The 16,798-nt window shown below is 41.5% G+C and carries 18 protein-coding genes and 2 tRNA genes; 4 read left to right on the forward strand and 16 right to left on the reverse strand.

Translation table 11 applies throughout. The features are described from left to right. Positions 1 to 32: 32 nt before the first annotated feature. From GRFL_RS16375 to flxA, 13 genes are read right to left on the reverse strand one after another with little or no spacing between them, the layout of a single operon-like run. On the reverse strand, positions 33 to 401 hold the full coding sequence (locus GRFL_RS16375; RefSeq protein ID WP_083645625.1) for an ApeI family dehydratase: 369 nt from the start codon (positions 399 to 401) through the stop codon (positions 33 to 35). Between the two features lie 3 nt (positions 402 to 404). Next, positions 405 to 1,028: a flexirubin biosynthesis/transport protein LolA2 gene (gene lolA2, locus GRFL_RS16380; protein ID WP_083645626.1), complete on the reverse strand. Its 624-nt coding sequence runs from the start codon at positions 1,026 to 1,028 to the stop codon at positions 405 to 407. Further along, positions 1,015 to 1,782: a polysaccharide deacetylase family protein gene (locus GRFL_RS16385; RefSeq protein ID WP_236995821.1), complete on the reverse strand. Its 768-nt coding sequence runs from the start codon at positions 1,780 to 1,782 to the stop codon at positions 1,015 to 1,017. The genes lolA2 and GRFL_RS16385 overlap by 14 nt, the downstream gene beginning before the upstream one ends. Continuing rightward, positions 1,779 to 2,834 carry a beta-ketoacyl synthase N-terminal-like domain-containing protein gene (locus GRFL_RS16390; RefSeq protein WP_083645627.1) on the reverse strand — a complete coding sequence of 352 codons (1,056 nt, stop codon included), beginning with the start codon at positions 2,832 to 2,834 and terminating at the stop codon, positions 1,779 to 1,781. The genes GRFL_RS16385 and GRFL_RS16390 overlap by 4 nt, the downstream gene beginning before the upstream one ends. Further along, positions 2,827 to 4,008 carry a beta-ketoacyl-[acyl-carrier-protein] synthase family protein gene (locus GRFL_RS16395; RefSeq protein WP_083645628.1) on the reverse strand — a complete coding sequence of 394 codons (1,182 nt, stop codon included), beginning with the start codon at positions 4,006 to 4,008 and terminating at the stop codon, positions 2,827 to 2,829. Before GRFL_RS16395 ends, GRFL_RS16390 begins: the two co-directional genes overlap by 8 nt. Before the next feature lie 3 nt (positions 4,009 to 4,011). Beyond that, positions 4,012 to 4,269 (reverse strand): phosphopantetheine-binding protein, encoded by a 258-nt coding sequence (locus tag GRFL_RS16400; RefSeq protein ID WP_083645629.1) that lies wholly within the window; start codon positions 4,267 to 4,269, stop codon positions 4,012 to 4,014. After that, complete coding sequence (locus GRFL_RS16405) at positions 4,262 to 4,861, reverse strand: hypothetical protein (RefSeq protein WP_083645630.1); 600 nt, start codon at positions 4,859 to 4,861, stop codon at positions 4,262 to 4,264. Before GRFL_RS16405 ends, GRFL_RS16400 begins: the two co-directional genes overlap by 8 nt. After that, positions 4,858 to 5,985 carry a beta-ketoacyl synthase N-terminal-like domain-containing protein gene (locus tag GRFL_RS16410; protein ID WP_083645631.1) on the reverse strand — a complete coding sequence of 376 codons (1,128 nt, stop codon included), beginning with the start codon at positions 5,983 to 5,985 and terminating at the stop codon, positions 4,858 to 4,860. Before GRFL_RS16410 ends, GRFL_RS16405 begins: the two co-directional genes overlap by 4 nt. Further along, positions 5,978 to 6,400 (reverse strand): acyl-CoA thioesterase, encoded by a 423-nt coding sequence (locus GRFL_RS16415; RefSeq protein WP_083645632.1) that lies wholly within the window; start codon positions 6,398 to 6,400, stop codon positions 5,978 to 5,980. The genes GRFL_RS16410 and GRFL_RS16415 overlap by 8 nt, the downstream gene beginning before the upstream one ends. Continuing rightward, positions 6,397 to 6,846 carry a hotdog family protein gene (locus GRFL_RS16420; protein ID WP_083645633.1) on the reverse strand — a complete coding sequence of 150 codons (450 nt, stop codon included), beginning with the start codon at positions 6,844 to 6,846 and terminating at the stop codon, positions 6,397 to 6,399. Before GRFL_RS16420 ends, GRFL_RS16415 begins: the two co-directional genes overlap by 4 nt. Before the next feature lie 2 nt (positions 6,847 to 6,848). Further along, on the reverse strand, positions 6,849 to 7,727 hold the full coding sequence (locus tag GRFL_RS16425) for an LpxL/LpxP family acyltransferase (RefSeq protein ID WP_083645634.1): 879 nt from the start codon (positions 7,725 to 7,727) through the stop codon (positions 6,849 to 6,851). Next, entirely contained in the window at positions 7,727 to 8,458 is a 732-nt protein-coding gene (gene flxB / locus GRFL_RS16430) for a flexirubin biosynthesis SDR family reductase FlxB (protein ID WP_083645635.1), read from the reverse strand. Before flxB ends, GRFL_RS16425 begins: the two co-directional genes overlap by 1 nt. Further along, the gene (flxA, locus tag GRFL_RS16435; RefSeq protein WP_083645636.1) at positions 8,455 to 9,990 is read right to left on the reverse strand and encodes a flexirubin biosynthesis tyrosine ammonia-lyase FlxA; all 1,536 of its coding nucleotides are present in this window, start codon (positions 9,988 to 9,990) and stop codon (positions 8,455 to 8,457) included. The genes flxB and flxA overlap by 4 nt, the downstream gene beginning before the upstream one ends. 84 nt (positions 9,991 to 10,074) lie before the next feature. Here flxA and GRFL_RS16440 point away from each other — a divergent pair, with 84 nt between their 5' ends. From GRFL_RS16440 to GRFL_RS16455, 4 genes are all read left to right on the forward strand, one after another. Beyond that, a complete protein-coding gene (locus tag GRFL_RS16440) occupies positions 10,075 to 11,295 on the forward strand; it encodes an NAD(P)/FAD-dependent oxidoreductase (protein ID WP_083645637.1) in 1,221 nt (406 codons plus the stop codon). Positions 11,296 to 11,443: 148 nt separating this feature from the next. Continuing rightward, positions 11,444 to 11,526: transfer RNA gene (locus tag GRFL_RS16445), tRNA-Ser, on the forward strand. A 127-nt stretch (positions 11,527 to 11,653) separates the two neighbouring features. Next, positions 11,654 to 11,728: transfer RNA gene (locus GRFL_RS16450), tRNA-Pro, on the forward strand. A gap of 216 nt (positions 11,729 to 11,944) precedes the next feature. After that, positions 11,945 to 13,162 carry a site-specific integrase gene (locus GRFL_RS16455; RefSeq protein ID WP_083645638.1) on the forward strand — a complete coding sequence of 406 codons (1,218 nt, stop codon included), beginning with the start codon at positions 11,945 to 11,947 and terminating at the stop codon, positions 13,160 to 13,162. A gap of 176 nt (positions 13,163 to 13,338) precedes the next feature. Here GRFL_RS16455 and GRFL_RS16460 read toward each other — a convergent pair whose 3' ends face one another. From GRFL_RS16460 to GRFL_RS16470, 3 genes are all read right to left on the reverse strand, one after another. Then, positions 13,339 to 15,021 (reverse strand): T9SS type A sorting domain-containing protein, encoded by a 1,683-nt coding sequence (locus GRFL_RS16460; RefSeq protein ID WP_083645639.1) that lies wholly within the window; start codon positions 15,019 to 15,021, stop codon positions 13,339 to 13,341. A gap of 10 nt (positions 15,022 to 15,031) precedes the next feature. Next, a complete protein-coding gene (locus tag GRFL_RS16465) occupies positions 15,032 to 15,463 on the reverse strand; it encodes a hypothetical protein (protein ID WP_083645640.1) in 432 nt (143 codons plus the stop codon). A 792-nt stretch (positions 15,464 to 16,255) separates the two neighbouring features. Continuing rightward, complete coding sequence (locus GRFL_RS16470) at positions 16,256 to 16,750, reverse strand: VOC family protein (protein WP_083646222.1); 495 nt, start codon at positions 16,748 to 16,750, stop codon at positions 16,256 to 16,258. Positions 16,751 to 16,798: the final 48 nt, after the last annotated feature.

Genomic DNA, 16,798 nt, shown 5'->3' on the forward strand with positions numbered 1-16,798 from the left:
AATTAAGGAAGACTGTAATCTGAATAGAAGAATTAAGAAAGGATTCTGTATAAAGAACTAATTTTAAGCACGTTACCCTTTCCGTTTTTAGCAAGACCTTTAAGCTTAATAAATTCCCCGGTCTCTTCGATCTCGCTTTCCAAAATGACCTTTGCATCTTCAGAAGGATTGCAAACCGCCATAAATTTCACGTTTTCGGCACGAACCAATTGCAATTGCTTCTGAAAATGTCTTTCCACCTCTTCTTTAAAAAGCTGCATCAAAACAACCCCCGGAGTGACCGGGCGGCCGGGAAAATGCCCGTTATAGATCTCGTGATCTTTATTGATCTCAATTTCAGTGGTACGTTGTTGTGCGGTGACGCTTTTCTGAGTGATCCGGTAGAAATTGTGTAAGATCATAGATTAGTTTTTAAATACTTTTTTGGGAATATCCTGGTTGATCACAATGTTCTGGAGCTTAATTTCGGTATAATCGCCGGAAGGATCAATAAGCCGAACAGATTCGATCAGATTTTCCTTATTAAAGTTCATCCAGATCTCGGAAAACATTCCTGCAATACGCTGGTCTTTCGGAATGACCCGGGCTTTCATAGAGTTCTTTTCTTTGAAATAACTGATGTCAAAATCTTTATTGGCCTTCAGTATTTTCCCGTTCACACTGCCAGCAATCATTTCCCCTACTTTCTCGAACATACGATTGGAAGCAAGATCTACTTCACGGGTGTCCCCATTTTCAGAAACATATAATTTGGAATCGCGGTACAGTACCTGGTAATCCTCCGGGCTGGAATATTCCCATTTCAGCAAATTTGGTGACTGGTAGTACACCATCCCTTTGCTTTCCGGAACATCTTCCATCATTTCTATGTGTTTGAACAGCGTAAAATTCGCCTTGAAACTATTGATGCCTTCCGCTTTTTTAATGACCCTGGACTGGAATGCCTGCCCCTGCAGGGAAGTTAAATTGGTTTGCTGGCAAAAGGCCTGCAAGCCTATAAAAAGAAATAATATTTTAACGATACGCATGGATTCCGAATAATTTGTCAGGACGCAGGGTCCCCAGATTTTTCTTTTCTAGAATTACCAATAATTGTTCCAAGATCGATGCTGTTTGTTGCTGATTATCATGCAGCAGTATCACGTCTCCGGGCTTCAATTTACGAGTAATTCTTTTAATAATCACTTCCGGTGATTTAGTGATCGCGTCGTAAGGCCTCACATTCCAGCCCATCACGAGATGGCCACTGCGCTGGATCGCCCTTTTCGTTTTGGGGTTAATAATTCCGAAAGGTGGCCTGAAAAGCTTCAGTTTTAGACCAGATTTATTTTCTACGATTTCATCGCAGGCTAAAATTTCCCGGAAAATTTGTTCACTACTCAGGAAACCGATCTTCCGTGTATGGTGAAAAGTGTGGTTCCCAATTATGTGCCCGTCTTCCAGTATCTGCTGAAAAATTTCAGGATATTTCTCAATTTGTTTTCCGATGCAGAAAAAAGCTGCCTGTACCTGGTGTTTCTTCAGAAGCTCGAGTATTTCAGGGGTGTATTCTGAAGGGCCGTCATCAAAGGTAAGCGCAATACAGGATTTTTCAGAAGGCTGGGAATGGTAACCTTTCAGAAAAAAATTGAAGCGAATGGTCGTGGAAACCACCAAAATGAAGAGGAAGTACAACAGCAAAAAAATGAAGACCAGCCAAACCGGCCAACCATATTCAAGTGCCAGGTAGCAATAGCACACACAGAAAATGCTAAAAATGATATTGTAGATGCCAAGTTTCAACGCTGAAGCAGGATTAGGCCGTGATTCCTCCCAAGATACTGATTATAGATCAAAGCGTGTTCGATCGGTTTTTCAGCGTCTTCTGCCACTTTCAAAACTTCAGGAATTTCCTGGAATTTTAAAATTTTTGCTGCCAGAAGCATCGCATAAGAGCTCACAGAATTGTTATCTCCAACCAGGTGCTTATAGGCCAGGCTTCGTTTTCCGGGAAATTCTTCGCAAAAGGTATCATACCAGTGATCAAACCGGTTATCTCCATTTTTGCCTAAAATGAGTAAATCAATATCCTCTTTCTGAAGCTGATTTGCCCGCAGGAATTCGGCTAATATCCCGGGGAGATCGCTCTTTGGAAACTGGTTGAGCAGTTGCACCTCCTTGATTTGCGCATACGTTTTTGGTGTTCTCGTATTTTCCAGGACAAAGAATGCTGCCGATTCCGAAGTGATCGTGCCGGGCGAATCTTCTTCCAAAAGCCTGAGATTATGAATTTGTTTCGTCTTTAACTGGCCATCGAAATACTGAAAACCGGTAGATGTACGGGCGATTTCCTCCACGCCTCCCACCAAGGCACTGTTAATTTCAGCTTGCTCCAACTGTAACAAGGCGTCACTTAGGGCACTTTCAAAGGAAACCGCGTCCTGCGTATAGGTCATATTATAACCGGTACATTTCAGGTCTAGCGCGATCTGCCCGCCTACAGTGTTATGCGTAGACTGGATAAAAGAAGTTGGACTCAGCAATTGTTCTTTCTGATCGATGATCTGTTCCAAAAATTTTTCCGTATCCTGCATGCAACCCTGCCCTGTTCCTACAAAAATGGCGTCAGGAAGTTCCAATCTGGCTTCTGCAAGTGCTTTTTTAGAGCATAATAATCCCATTTTCACAGCTTTTGACATTCGCCGTAGCAAGATGGGCTTGATAAATTGCCGGTAATCTTCTTCCAGTGCGGGAAGGATATTTTGAAAATAGCTTTTCACTTCCGAAGAATGGAAAAGGTCTTCCTGGGGTGAGACGGAAGCCAACCCATTGATATAGATCGATTGCTTAGTCATTGTCGCTCAGGATTAAAGAGGTACAATTTCCTCCAAAACCGAAGGAGTTGGACAATACCCTGTTCACTTTAGCAGAGCTCAGGTCGGTGACCGGACTCAAACCCGTGTCCTTAATGGGTTTTTTAAAATTCAGGTTTGGAAACTGGAGTTGATGCTGAATTGCCAGTAAACTAAAAACAGCTTCCACTCCACCGGCTGCGCCAAGCGTATGCCCGGTAAAGCCTTTGGTACTGCTGAAGGTTGGTACTTTTTCACCAAATACCCGCTTTAAAGCATGGCTTTCAGAAAGGTCATTATTGATGGTTCCCGTACCGTGTGCGTTGATATAATCGATTTCTGAAGCTGATACATTGGCCTTGTTTAATGCTTTTTGTATCGCCAGAAAAGCGCCTTCTCCATTTTCCGAAGAGGCAGTTTGGTGAAATGCATCGTTAGCATTTCCATAACCGGCTACCCTGCCGAGCACATTTTTGGTTTGACAAGCTTCATCTGCCTCCAGCATCAAAAATGCTGCAGCTTCCCCAAGGTTCAGGCCATCACGGTCCTCATCAAAAGCCCTGTTTTTGGTTTCGGAAAGGATCTTGAGCGAATGGAAGCCATTCAGCGTAAAACGGGTTAGACAATCGGTTCCGCCCACAATGACTCGTTTCAGTTTTCCACTTTCGATAAGCCTGGCACCCTGCATGATGGCATTAGCAGCCGATGAACACGCGGTGTTGATGGTAGTGACCATGGAATTTAAGCTGAAATATCCCGCGATCTGATCAGTCGTAAAACCAGGGTGCTGTGCTTTGATAAAGCGCCTGGTAGAAGATTCCGCAGCATACTCGTAATAGTACTTTTCAGTGGCATCAATCCCGCCCACACTTGTTCCGGAAATAAAACCGGTTCCTTCCGGAAATTTCTCCCAGCCAGAATGTTGCAGCAACTGTCGCACCGCATGAATTCCCAGCAAGGCCGCCCTGGTACACGCATGAGGTTCAGAAATATGAAGAATTTCAGCCAGTTCCCGGTTGGTTAATTTGATCTCGGCAACGGGTAAATCTAAACTTGTTTCCAGAATTTCTGGGGTGGTAATCCCGTCTTTTTCAGATTTTAAAGCCTTTAGGTGCTCCGCGGTAGACGTTCCCAACGAAGAGATAATTCCCATTCCGGTTACGGCTACTCCTGGCATAAATTATTTGGTGCGGTTTTTCTCGATAAATTCTGCCATCGTGTTCACCGAGGCGAATATTTCTTTTCCCTGTTGAGGGTCAGAAAGCTTGATTCCGTAGTCTTTTTCGAGCAATACGATTAGTTCCAGTGCATCGATGCTATCCAAACCAAGGCCATCACCAAAAAGCGGTTCATCATTTTCAATATCTGACGGCTGCAGGTCTTCAAGGTTGAGCTGCTCGATAATATTTTCCTTCAATTCTTTGTGTAGGTCACTCATTTAGACGGTATAATTTCTGAAGATTTTCGGCATGAAACGGCCATTTCCCTTCCGTTCCAATCAGACACAAAAATACATCATATTCATCATTGTGCAAGTCTACCCAGCCACAAACGGCATTTGCGCAATCTGGTTGGGCCAAGGCAGCGCTTAATTGATTTTCAAACAACTCAGCGTCAAAGTTTTCCATCACCAGGAATAAGTTTTCTGAAAGTAAGCGGTGTTTGATACTGATCTCTCCCAACATGATATTCGGAAGCGTATAAACAAAAACGGATGGCGAGGGAAAGCTATTCATCGAAGCCGAAAAAGCTTCATCAGTTTCGAGACTGGATTCCGAATTTCCGAAGATCAACGCAGTATCTTCATCAGGCTTCGCATGGCTAAAAAGCACTTCAGTGGCCAGAATCGCCAGTTTTGACAGTGAATCCATTTTGAAGAATTTCGGATAATCCATAGCCAGTTCCCGGTAAGCGTTCTTCAGAAAATCCTGCAGAACCGGTTGCTCATCTTCCCATACCAGTTTTTCATTTTCCCAAATTTTGCCCGAGCGAATATGAACTGTTTTTTGTATGAAATAGGATTTGTTCATGATTTTTTCAGCATTAATGCCAGGTTGCAGCCACCAAAACCCGAAGCTGTTTTTAGCGCCAGTTTGAGATCAGCCTGCTGGTAATTCCTGATCACATTCAGCTCCACGGAAGTTCCTTTTTCGGAAAAATTCAAGCTTTCATACAATTCTGAATGAACCAAGGAATGCCTGGTGAGAATACTTTCCACCAAAGCCGAATTTCCCAGGCTATGACCATAATAAGCTTTAAAACTGTTTACGGGCACTCGCTGCAACTCACTTCTTCCAAAAGCAATTGCTTCCATCTCGTCATTGTACGCCGTGGCCGTGCCATGCGCAGAAATATAATCGATTTCCTGGCGATTGATACTGGTAATTTTCAGCAGCTTTTCGATGGCCCGGTGCAGGCCTTCTCCATCGCGGCTGGGCCCGGAAATATGGTTGGCATCGTTAGCCGTCACAGTACCCAAAAGTTCTACGGAATTTTCTCTTTTTTCCGAAGACAACAGTACGGCAGAGGTTCCTTCTCCCAGGCTCACTCCCTGGCGATCTGCAGAAAAAGGACGGCATGGCTGCGGACTAATAGCCTGGAAAGACTGAAAGCCAGAAAGTACAAAATCGGAAACCAGGTCTCCGGAAGCAACGATCACATTCTTAAATTTTCCGCTTTTCAAGAGATCATCTCCAACTTTTAAGGCCAGCGCGCCGGAAATACAGGCATTTGAAACGACCACAGGTGGTTTTTGAAAGCCAAAATATTCCGCAATGACCGAGGCCAATTTCCATAGTTTCAGTCTGCTCTGATCGAAATCATTCTTTTCCAGCAGGTCAATATTCCCTTTCGTCGTCGCGATGACCAATCCGGTTTCGCACCGATCCTTTAATTCAGCCTGTTCCAAAACATCGGAAATTGCCAGCATCATCAGTTTCTCCAGTCGGGTATACTTCTGGGGATCCTTTAATTTACTGAAGTGTTCCTCACATTCCGGTGGATTGATCATTCCGGCAAAAAATCCTTTCGGAAAGAATCGATCCTGTATATGTTTTTGTAATCCAGATTCGCCGCGCCTCAATTTCTGTAAATTCGCACTGGTTCCATAACCAAGCGGACTCATAATCGAATCGTATACTAAATAACTACTCATCCCGCAAACCCATCTTTTCCTTCCATTCTGAATAAAATGGCGGGTTCACGAGAATCAGGTTGGAATCCATATCTGTAAAAACCTGCACGGTTTTGCCGGTGCAAACCAGTTTTTCAGCCAGGTATATCTCATAGCGAAAGATCATTTTAGCCGCACGAGTATTCTCAAAAATAGCTTTTACCACACATTCGTCACCATATTTCAGCGGGAGTTTATGTTCGCAGGAAGATTGTACCACCGGCGTGGCATATCCATTTATTTTCACGTGTTCGTAGGAAATTCCGTGTTCCAGACCGAAACTTTCACGAGCTTCTTCAAAATATTTGAGATAATTCCCATGCCAAACGATCTGCAAAGGGTCGCATTCATGAAAACGAACCCTGATCGTTTTTTCAATGCTTAATTCCTGGCTCATTCCACCGTCACGGTTTTCATTTCAGAGGTCGCGATGACCTGCCCCATCTCGTTTTCCACTCTCGCAGAAACTGAGGTCACGTTCATGATCTCATGCAGGATCTCTACGTAGGTCTTCAATTTTTCTCCGCTCTGCGGAAGGGAATGTATCTCAACCGTTTTAATAATCCCGATAAAGCCCGTTTTCGGCTTGGTTTGCCCGCTCAGGGATCCCTGGTAGCCGCGATGAAGGGACATGCTCTGGGCCATGTGTTCAATGAGTCCGCTTTCTGAAAGGGAACCGTTCTCGAGCAGTACATTTTCAGAAGGTACTGTAAAACCGGTCACGCCTGTAAGCGCGGTGTATTCATAAAGCGTGTCCACGAAAACGAAAGGTGTTTTCTGCGGAATTAACCGTGTAATAGTTTCAGGATCGGTGATGGGATGATGCAATAAGTTTTCTGCCATAATTAGCTGAAGTCGTTCCAGTAATCGTAATAATTATACCACTGATGCGGGTATTTCTTAACCATTTTTTCAAGATCTTCAAGATAAGACTTTAAAATTTCCCGTGCCGTAAATTTTTCAGGTTTATAGGGCCTGGCATAAAAATGATAATGGAAATTCTTTTCGCGCATGAGGTGCACAAATAGTACGGGAATTTGATTTCGGGCAGCGAGTTTAAAAGGCCCCTGCGGAAATTGTACATTTTCGCCCAAAAAATCGTCTTCAAAAGTTTTGGAACGATCTAAAAATCGATCGGCTGCAAAAACCAGCAATTCGTTGTTCGCCAGGGCTTCCTTCATATAAAAAACATGGCTCAGGTCATCCTTCAGCACTATGATCTTCACTTCGGAGCGCCCCGTAACCGATTCCAGGTAATTCTTAATCTTTCGATGTTCAAAATCTGTGATCACCAGATTGACCACGGCATCTGAGTGCCTTTCTTCAAAAAAATGCTTAGCAAGATTGAAATTTCCGATATGAGCGGTGAGCAGTATGCCTCCTCTGCCCTTCTTCAGCAAGGCTTCAATATTTTCCACGCCATCAAACTCGAAAGTGTAACGATCTTTCAACCCGGAAGTGATGGCTACCCGATCTAATTGGATTCTTCCGAAGGTGAAATAACTGTGATAGACCTTGAAAGCGGAGTGAAACCGACCGTAATTCAGTCTTTTTCTGAAAAGATAATAGGTGCTTTTCGTGGAATGGAAAGAAAAAACGATGAAGTAGGCAGCGACGAACAGCAATACGAAATAGGCAGAATAGAGCCCAAAATTCCTGATGATCCAAACATAAATTTTGAACCCGATAAGTGTTCCCCTGGATTTACCTTTCCAATTTGCCATTAAGAGTAGAGTCCGCCATTTATATTGATGACTTCGCCAGTAATGTAAGAAGATTTGTCTGATGCCAGGAAACTCACCAGGTTTGCTACCTCTTCGGCTTCACCAAAACGGTTAAGCGGGATCAGCTTTTTCAGTTCGCTTTCATCGAATTCCGCAGTCATATCTGAATGAATGAATCCCGGGGCTACCGCGTTTACCGTCACTTTTCGTTTACCAATCTCCTGGGCCAGCGCTTTGGTTGCGGCAATGACCGCTCCTTTGGCAGCCGAATAATTTACCTGTCCAGGATTGCCTTTTAAACCAGAAAGCGAAACCATGTTAATAATACGGCCGTAGCGTTTTTGCAACATTTCCTTCAGTACACTTTGAGTCACCTGGTAAAACCCGTCCAGGCTGGTCTTGATCACCTGGTCCCATGCCTTCTGGTTGGTCCAGATAAACAGGCCGTCCTTGGTCATTCCGGCATTATTGACCAAAACCTCGATCACGGCATCGGGATTCTTTTTTTTCCATTCTTCCATGGTTGCTCCTACAGCATCGGGATCAGAAACGTCAAATTTCAGCAGTTCACAACGGAGTCCGCTGGCTTCGATCTCCTTCTGTACTTCACCAGCCGCTGAATCGTTCGAATGATAGTTCAGCAGAATATGATACTGATTTTCTCGGGCAAGTTGCAGGCATATCGCCCGGCCTAATCCCCTGGAACCGCCTGTGACCAATGCAAATTTCATGAGTACGCGTCGTGTTTTTTCAAATATTCGGTGATAGCCTGTAATTCTTTATAAATTGGCTGATCTTCTTTTAATGCCGGTAGCAACTTCTTCAGAATCTCAAATTTCCGAAGACTTGGGGACGACAACTTTTCATTCACTTTTAAATAATACAAAGCTTGAACGATAGTAGCAATTTCTACTGAAAGCACTTCGAAAGCATTGTCGATGACCTTCCTGGTAAGCAAGGCCGAATTGGCGCCCATGCTCACGATATCCTGATTATCGTTATTATTTGGAATACTGTGCACATACATCGAGTTCGACAGCATCTGGTTTTCAGCAGTTGTGGAAACCGCCGCAAACTGCGCCCCCTGCATTCCAAAATTGAGTCCCAGCCTGGAAAGGTTCACAAATGCCGGCAGAATATTATTTAAATTGGGATTGAGCAGGTAATTGAGCTGCCGTTCAGCCAGCATGCTCATTTTCGCAACCACCAGACGTAATTTGTCATTTTCAAGGGAAATATAATCTCCATGAAAATTCCCACCGTGAAAAACCTGTTCTTTTGCGGCATCGATGATCGGGTTGTCGTTGGCCGAATTCACTTCCTCTAAATGAATTCGCAAGGCCTGTTCAATGGTATCATAAACCGGCCCCAATACCTGCGGAACGCAGCGTAAACTGTAATATTCCTGAACTTTTTCTGAAAACTGGTCGGTTTTCTTCGCTTTTTCCTCGTAGAGATGTTCATGCCTTTTCCGAGTAAGATGAGAATCAGCCAGATGCTCACGCATCATACGGGCGATTTTCTGTTGGCCGCGGTGCTTTTTGGCCGAATTCAGCTCTTCGGAAAAATGATCATCATACGCCTCTACGATCTCGTTGATCGCCGAAGAACAAAAAACTGACCATTCCATTAGTCTTTTCGCGTAGATCAGGTTCACCAAACCGATCCCGGTCATTGCCGAAGTTCCATTCAGCAGCGCAAGACCTTCGCGAATATGAATCGAAATGGGGTTGATTCCCAAATTTTTAAAAACGGTGCACGTTTCCTGTCGAGTTCCATCGTAAAAAACTTCTCCTTCTCCAATCAGTACCAGCGCCAAATGCGCCAGTTGCACCAGGTCCCCGGAGGCACCTACCCCGCCATGCTCAAAGATGAGCGGGACCACATTCTTGTTCAGCAGCTGTTGCATGGTCTCGATCACCTCGCGGTGAATCCCTGATTTACCAAGGGCCAGCGTATTCATCCTGGCCAGCATCAACGCACGAACATTTTCTGCACTTAGCGGTTTTCCGGCACCTGCAGCGTGGCTGCGAATCAAATTATACTGTAAATTCTCGCAATCTTCATCCGGAATACGATATTGCGCCATCGGGCCAAAACCCGTATTCACCCCGTAAATGATCTTATCTTTGGAAAAGTCCTGAAGAAATTCAAAACTTTTGTCGACTCTCTGAAGAATTTCTTCCTCAATTTCTACCGATTTATTTTCAAAAAGAACCTGATAAAAATCCTGAAATTCTAACTCCTTTTTTATCTTCAGCATAAATCCTGACAATGCGATTTTAGAAACCTGCTTTCTGTTAAAGCTTTTAACAAATGTACTATATTTACGCTGAATTGAAATTGAATGAATAAGGAAATTACCGACATTCTCATTATCGGCGCCGGGCCTTCGGGAACTATTGCGGCGGGATATCTGGAGAAAAAAGAAGTATCGGTTCTGGTGGTGGAAAAAGAGCAATTCCCGCGATTTACCATTGGCGAAAGTCTCATTCCCAGGGTAATGGACAACCTGGCGGAAGCCGGCTTACTGGATACCGTAAAAAAGCAACAATATCAGAAAAAATTCGGTGCGCGATTTATTCGCGGTTCCGAAGAAGCCTGGTTCGATTTTAGTAAAAAATACGGAAAGGGCTGGGACTGGACCTGGCAGGTACCGCGAGATCATTTTGATCACACCCTGGCGTTAGCAATCGAAGAACGTGAAGTCCCGATCTGGTATCAGGCGGAAGTTCTGCAAGTTCATAGAACTGAAGAGGGCTGGGAAGTTCTCATCCATCATAACGGAATTCAAAAAACTGTTTTTTGCCGGTTCATTATCGATGCCAGCGGAAATGGCCGGGTCCTGGCCAGGCAGTTGGAACTGGAAGCCCCGGCAAAGATCGAGGACCACTCTTCTGTTTTTACTCAAATTTCAGAAGTTTCAAGGCCCGCGGGTCCTGAAGGAGAACAGATCAGCTTTGAGATCCTTAACCAACGAACCTGGTTCTGGTATATACCTTTTTCAAACGGGAATTCCAGTTTGGGTTTCGTGGCTCCAAACCAATGGTTTGAGCAGTTTAGTAAAAATACTTCGGAAGCTTTCCAGGAAATGCTAGAACAAACTGCGTACTATAAAGGCAGATTTGACCAGGACCCAATTATATTTGAACCTATCAAGATCCAGAATATCTCGAAAAACGTGAGCAGCCTTTGTGGAAAAGGTTTTGCACTCACCGGCAATAGCGCCGAATTCCTGGACCCGGTTTTTTCCTCGGGTGTGGCATTTGCTACGGAATCTGGCTTACTGGCGGCCAAACTGGCCTTTCGGGAACTTCAGGGTGAGGTCGTGAACTGGGAAACCGAATATTCGGAATACATCAGAAGCGGCGTGAAGGTTTTTTCAACCTATGTGAAAGCCTGGTATGATGGGCGATTGCAACGAATCTTCTTTTCGAAATATCAAAATGAGCAGATCAAAGAACAGATCTGCGCGGTTCTGGCAGGATACGTTTGGGACAAATCCAATCCATTCGTCCGGAACCACGAAAGATTGGTCAATAATGTGGCACTTTTAGCCGAATCGTAAATTTTTCTGAAAAAATTTCAATTTCTAAAAAACTGCCAGTAAGTGATTTAATGAAATACTTTCTGAAAATAGGAAAAAAGGTTTGGAAGGTTTATAAGTAAAAGTTACATTTGCATCCGCAAAAAACATTGCGACGTTCATTAAAATTGGAGAGGTGGCAGAGTGGTAATGCAGCAGCCTGCTAAGCTGTCATCCTTTTTGGATGCCCGGGTTCGAATCCCGGTCTCTCCGCAGAGATTTTTAGTCTGTGGTTTTTTATTCTCTTTTTCTTCGGAAAAAATTGGGATAGATTTCCGCCGCTTCCCGGCTGCTTGGAAAAGTGATTTGGAACGGTGAAAGACTAAAAATAATGAAGTTTCGGGGTGTAGCGTAGCCCGGTTATCGCGCCTGCTTTGGGAGCAGGAGGCCGCAGGTTCGAATCCTGCCACCCCGACGAACCACCTAATAAGTGGATACAAAACACTGTTAATCTATTGATTTTCAGTGTTTTTTGTTTTTAGTGATATCAGATAATATCATTTAATAACAGAACTTTGGTGAATCATTCGGTGAATCATTTATTACAGATAAATCCGTAACTTCATAAGGCATTTTAGTTGATTTTGACTTTCGTCTTTGCAAACTGATTGTTTCATTAAAGACGCTTTAAATGCCTAATTATACAACCTTTTCCATATTATTCTTTGTTCGTAAACATCATAACGAGACAAAGAAATTATTTATTTATGCACGGGTTACCGTGAATGGAAAACGCTCGGAAATCAGTCTAAAGAGATCAATTCCGGTGAATCAATGGGACGCCACAAAAGGGCGTGCCAGGGGAACCACTCCAAAATCACGAATTCTAAACCAGTATTTAGACCAGGTTTACAATAAATTTCTGGATTGTCATAAGCAGTTATCCTCAGAGAATAAAGTAATCTCTGCGCAAAGCATCAAGGCTCGTTTCTATGGGAATGATGAACACCAGAAAACCTTGTTGGAATTAATGAGCTATCACAGTTCCCACATGAAAAACGTGTTAAAACCCGGAACGCTCAAAAATTATTATACGACCGAAACTTATTTAGAAGAGTTTTTAAAGAAGAAAATGAGCTGCAATGATATTGGCCTCAAACAGATCAATTACCGGTTTGTAACCGACTTTGAACAGTTTCTACGTAATTATTCCGCTAAGGTTTCCAGAAAGACTTGTGGCAATAATGGCACGATGAAACATTTGGAGCGATTTAAAAAGATGTTGAACCTAGCAATTAAACTGGAATGGTTAGTTAAAAACCCTTTTGATAATTTCAAATTTCGGTTTGAGAAGAATGAACGTCAATATTTAAGTAAACGAGAGCTCCACATATTAGAGACTACTAACTTTACCAGAAGCAGCTTACAAAAAGTAAAAGATATTTTTATTTTCTCTTGCTATACCGGGCTTTCTTATGTTGATATTAAAGAATTAACCATTCATCAGATTGTTAAAGGAATTGATGGGAGTAATTGGATCTACACTAAACGTGAAAAAACAGATGAAACCGTGAAAGTGCCACTTCTTCCCCAGGCGCAAATTTTATTAGATAAATATAAAGACCAAATAACTTCGGATGATTACCTATTTCCTGTTTGCTCTAACCAAAAGATCAATAAATACCTAAAGGAGGTGATGTTGCAATTGAAAATAAAAAAGACCATAACTTTTCATTCGGCCAGGCATACCTTCGCCACAACCATAACTTTATCTAACGGGGTGCCTATTGAAACGGTTTCCAAGCTATTAGGACATACCAAACTATCCACTACCCAAATTTATGCACGGGTTTTAGAAAATAAATTAAGTGAGGACATGCTGGCTTTGAAAGAGAAACTTGGTTCATAAGTTTAGGAATGCAAGATGTGTGCCTGTGGGCACAATCTTGATTACTCCCGATGGTCGCAATAAAAAAAGTGATGTTTAAGGGTGAAAATTAGATCCTTAATTTATCTATAATTGTAAATAAAAAAGGGATTCTATTTTCTAATGAATCGAACCCCTTTTTATAATTAGCTTATAACCTATCGCCTCACAATGATTTTATAAGTTTCCTCTTCCTCTCGTACTTGAATTTTTAGCAAATACATGCCTTCCTTTAAATTAGAGACATCCAATTTGGTAGTACCATATGGATCAAGTTCTATATCCTTGACAAAGGCTCCATTAAAATCATACAATTTCGCAAGTTGAGTTGATGGTGCTAATATTAAACTTTGCGTTTCATAAGTATTTTTTGATTTTTCATTATTGGATTTAATTGTAATTTCGTTCGAAGCAGGATTAGGAGAAATACTAAATCCTCCCGGATCTCCTGGGCCACCGCACCTTTCAGATGTAACATACATAGCTGCCCGGCTTGTTCCGCAATCATTCGTAGTAAAGAGTTCTACCAAATAGGTGCCTGCGCTGGTTGATAAAAAATCAATTAGTGCAGGAGCATTTTGATAAGTAACTTCACTCATTCCACCTATGGTTAGATTGGGAGAGGACGACACTAACCTATATGATTCAGCCCCTTCAGATGCAGGTAACTCATAATGATTCATAGGAAACTGATTGGTGCAAATATTTTCTGCTTGCGGAAGATTAGCATACGGTTTTCCTACATAGACTTCTTTAGTAGCTTCAGCTCCATTATTATAGGTTGCCGTAATAAAACCATTGCCTTGACTTGTTGAATATTTAGCTTTCACAGTAATAGAAGAACTTGTAAGAGAAACTATATCCATATTATTGCTAATTGACCAATTATAAGTAGAAGGTGGATTCTGTAATGTATATGTGTAGTTGGATCCAATACAGATGAAATCACTACCTACAATTTCTGGGATTGTACAAATAGAGCTAACAGTTTGTTGTAATACTGATTCTGTTTGTATCATTACATTCATGAAATCACCTTGCTCTTGGGTAAAACTATCCCGACAGTAGCGTCTGGAGTAGGACATAAAGTTGCTTGTGTCAGGATCATACGGCAAACCATTTCTGGTTTCAGCAGCTGTATAATTACAGCTAGTATCCACTTTATATACTGGAGGATCGACAATTTGATTTAATAAATTGGGATCTGCAGGTGTAGAACAAAAGCCATCTCCCGCTTGGTTACAGTTAGCATTAGGGCCAGAACGCTCTATATTCTCTGCGCCAGAAGCAGTAGAATGCGTGTGAAGTAAACCAAAATTATGGCCAATCTCATGAGCATTAGTTGTTGATAGAACTGAACTCGAAGCGATTACAGTAGAATTCCCTGGACGCTGGGCTCTTCCTCCAAAGCTTTCGGCATCATTAACGATATATAGGTTAATTGCATTGGGATCATTATCATTCAGACTTATCAATCCATTAAATTCTGTTACACCCTCATCATCCCCATTATCATCAATATTGTAATATGTATCGTTTTGAATATGATTTATCCCGACGTTGTTAAAAAAGATTTGATGTTGATTAAAAGCCAAGTTTAAATCATTTAAGATTAAATTAATGTGCGAATCTGGAACTGCACTATCTCCTGAAGAATTCTGTAAAATATGAAACCGTATATTTACACAAAGTTCTACTTGCATCATTTTTGACTGATTTATTAAATCCTTTGTTTTTTGAGTTAAAGGATTGTCAGGAGTTCCACATATATCATTTTGAGCGATAGAAATTATTGGAAATAGAAAAAATATCGTTAAAAGTACGAGTAATTTTTTAGACATAATAGTTAGGTTATTGTTTTCTATATTTAATTTTTACTGCCTCATCACCAGCTGATCTAATTAAAATCATTAAATCATTTGTAATTTCTGCAACAGAGGAAACGCTTGTTTCTGAACTGCAACCACTCTCAAAATATAAAATAAGCTTCCTATCTTCTTGATTTACCTCATAGAATCCGTTGCATTGTGAGTTAGAGGTATTTAAAAAAGAAAGGTCACTTTTAAATGTGTAAGTATATTGATTATCTTTCTCTATAGACTGGTAAGGTTGAAAGTCACTGCCTGAATGATCACTATATTCGACTGCCAACCAAGTTCCCTTAATATTTTCTACCGTGACATCCAATTCTTCTTGCAATTCATTTTTATTCTTATTATCATCACTAGAACAGGCGATAAGCGAAAAAACAAGAAGACAAAGTATTAAAAGTTTATTTTTCATGATTAAGTAAATTATAGATTAAGAATAAGTAGTTTATATTGAGTAGATGTAAAACATTATAAATGGATGCGTTAAAATAATGACTTTTTAAGATATCTTTAAATATACGGTATTTTATTCAATGCTGTAATTCCGTATTCTTTGCAACCTCCGGGCGCAAAGCAAGATTGTCATGACAATGACACATCTTGCTTTGTTGATTTTTTGAAGTAAATAATTTACTGGAAAGGCCGATGGTAAGTCCCTAAGTTAAACACCATTTCTGTTTAGTTCAATTACGGTTCTTACGGTTCCTATTAAAATTTACTTTTTTTATCCTGAGCACTTTCTTTTTTTAGATCAGTTACAATTTTCGAAAACAGAAGAACCTTTCAATTATTAAATTTAATTTACTTCTTTCAGAGCCTTCGCTACTAACTTTTTTAATGATTCCGTATTTAAGATTTAGAATTAGAAAAGGACTTATAAAAGGGCAAAGTATGAAGCCCGGCTTATGCAGTCCGGCTAACTTCTAAATCTTATCCATTTGCATTTACTAAAAAAGGGAGATGGCGTTAAGAAAGATTAATACATGGAAGAGTGTATTTTGTAGAAAATCATATCTTTACATCACAAAGACGATCAAATAGTATGACCTCTCTTTGTTTTATGAAGTTTGGTGTATCATTCGGTGAAACATCAAAATAATTAACAGTGAAAGTATTGTGGTTAGGACGTTTAATGGAAAATAAATTATCCTGCCACCCCGACGAAATTGAAAGCCCTGTTAATATATAACGGGGCTTTTTTGTTTTATTCCGGTTCTTCTGCAGGCTCCCAGAGTTCGATTTTATTGCCTTCCGCATCCAGAATGTGCACAAATTTTCCGTAATCGTAGGTTTCCACGCTATCCAGGATCCGCACTCCATTTTTTCGCAATCTCTCCAGCAAGCCCTCTAAATTCTGAACCTGATAATTGATCATAAAATCTTTTTGGGAGGGCGCAAAATATGCATCACCCTTCGCAAATGGTTTCCACTGAAGACTCTGCTCCTCTTCGGGATCATCTATTTTCCTGGAATCAAAACTGGCCGAACCCCAGTCATTTAACTCGATCCCTAAATTTTTCCGATACCATTCCTGGGTTGCAGCCAGGGAATCTGCATAAAAGAAGATGCCGCCAATACCAATCACTTTCGGCTCTTTTTCGGCTGTGGTCGTAACGGAATCAACCGGTAACGCGCTTTTATCAGGATTTTTCTTCGCATGCGAATCCACGCAGCCGGCGCTTAAAAAAATCAGAATCATGACACTGGAAATTCCGATTATCCCAACCGGGAAATTCCTAAAAGAAGT

Origin of the sequence: Christiangramia flava JLT2011 (genome assembly GCF_001951155.1) — a bacterium.
GTDB classification, from domain to species: domain Bacteria; phylum Bacteroidota; class Bacteroidia; order Flavobacteriales; family Flavobacteriaceae; genus Christiangramia; species Christiangramia flava.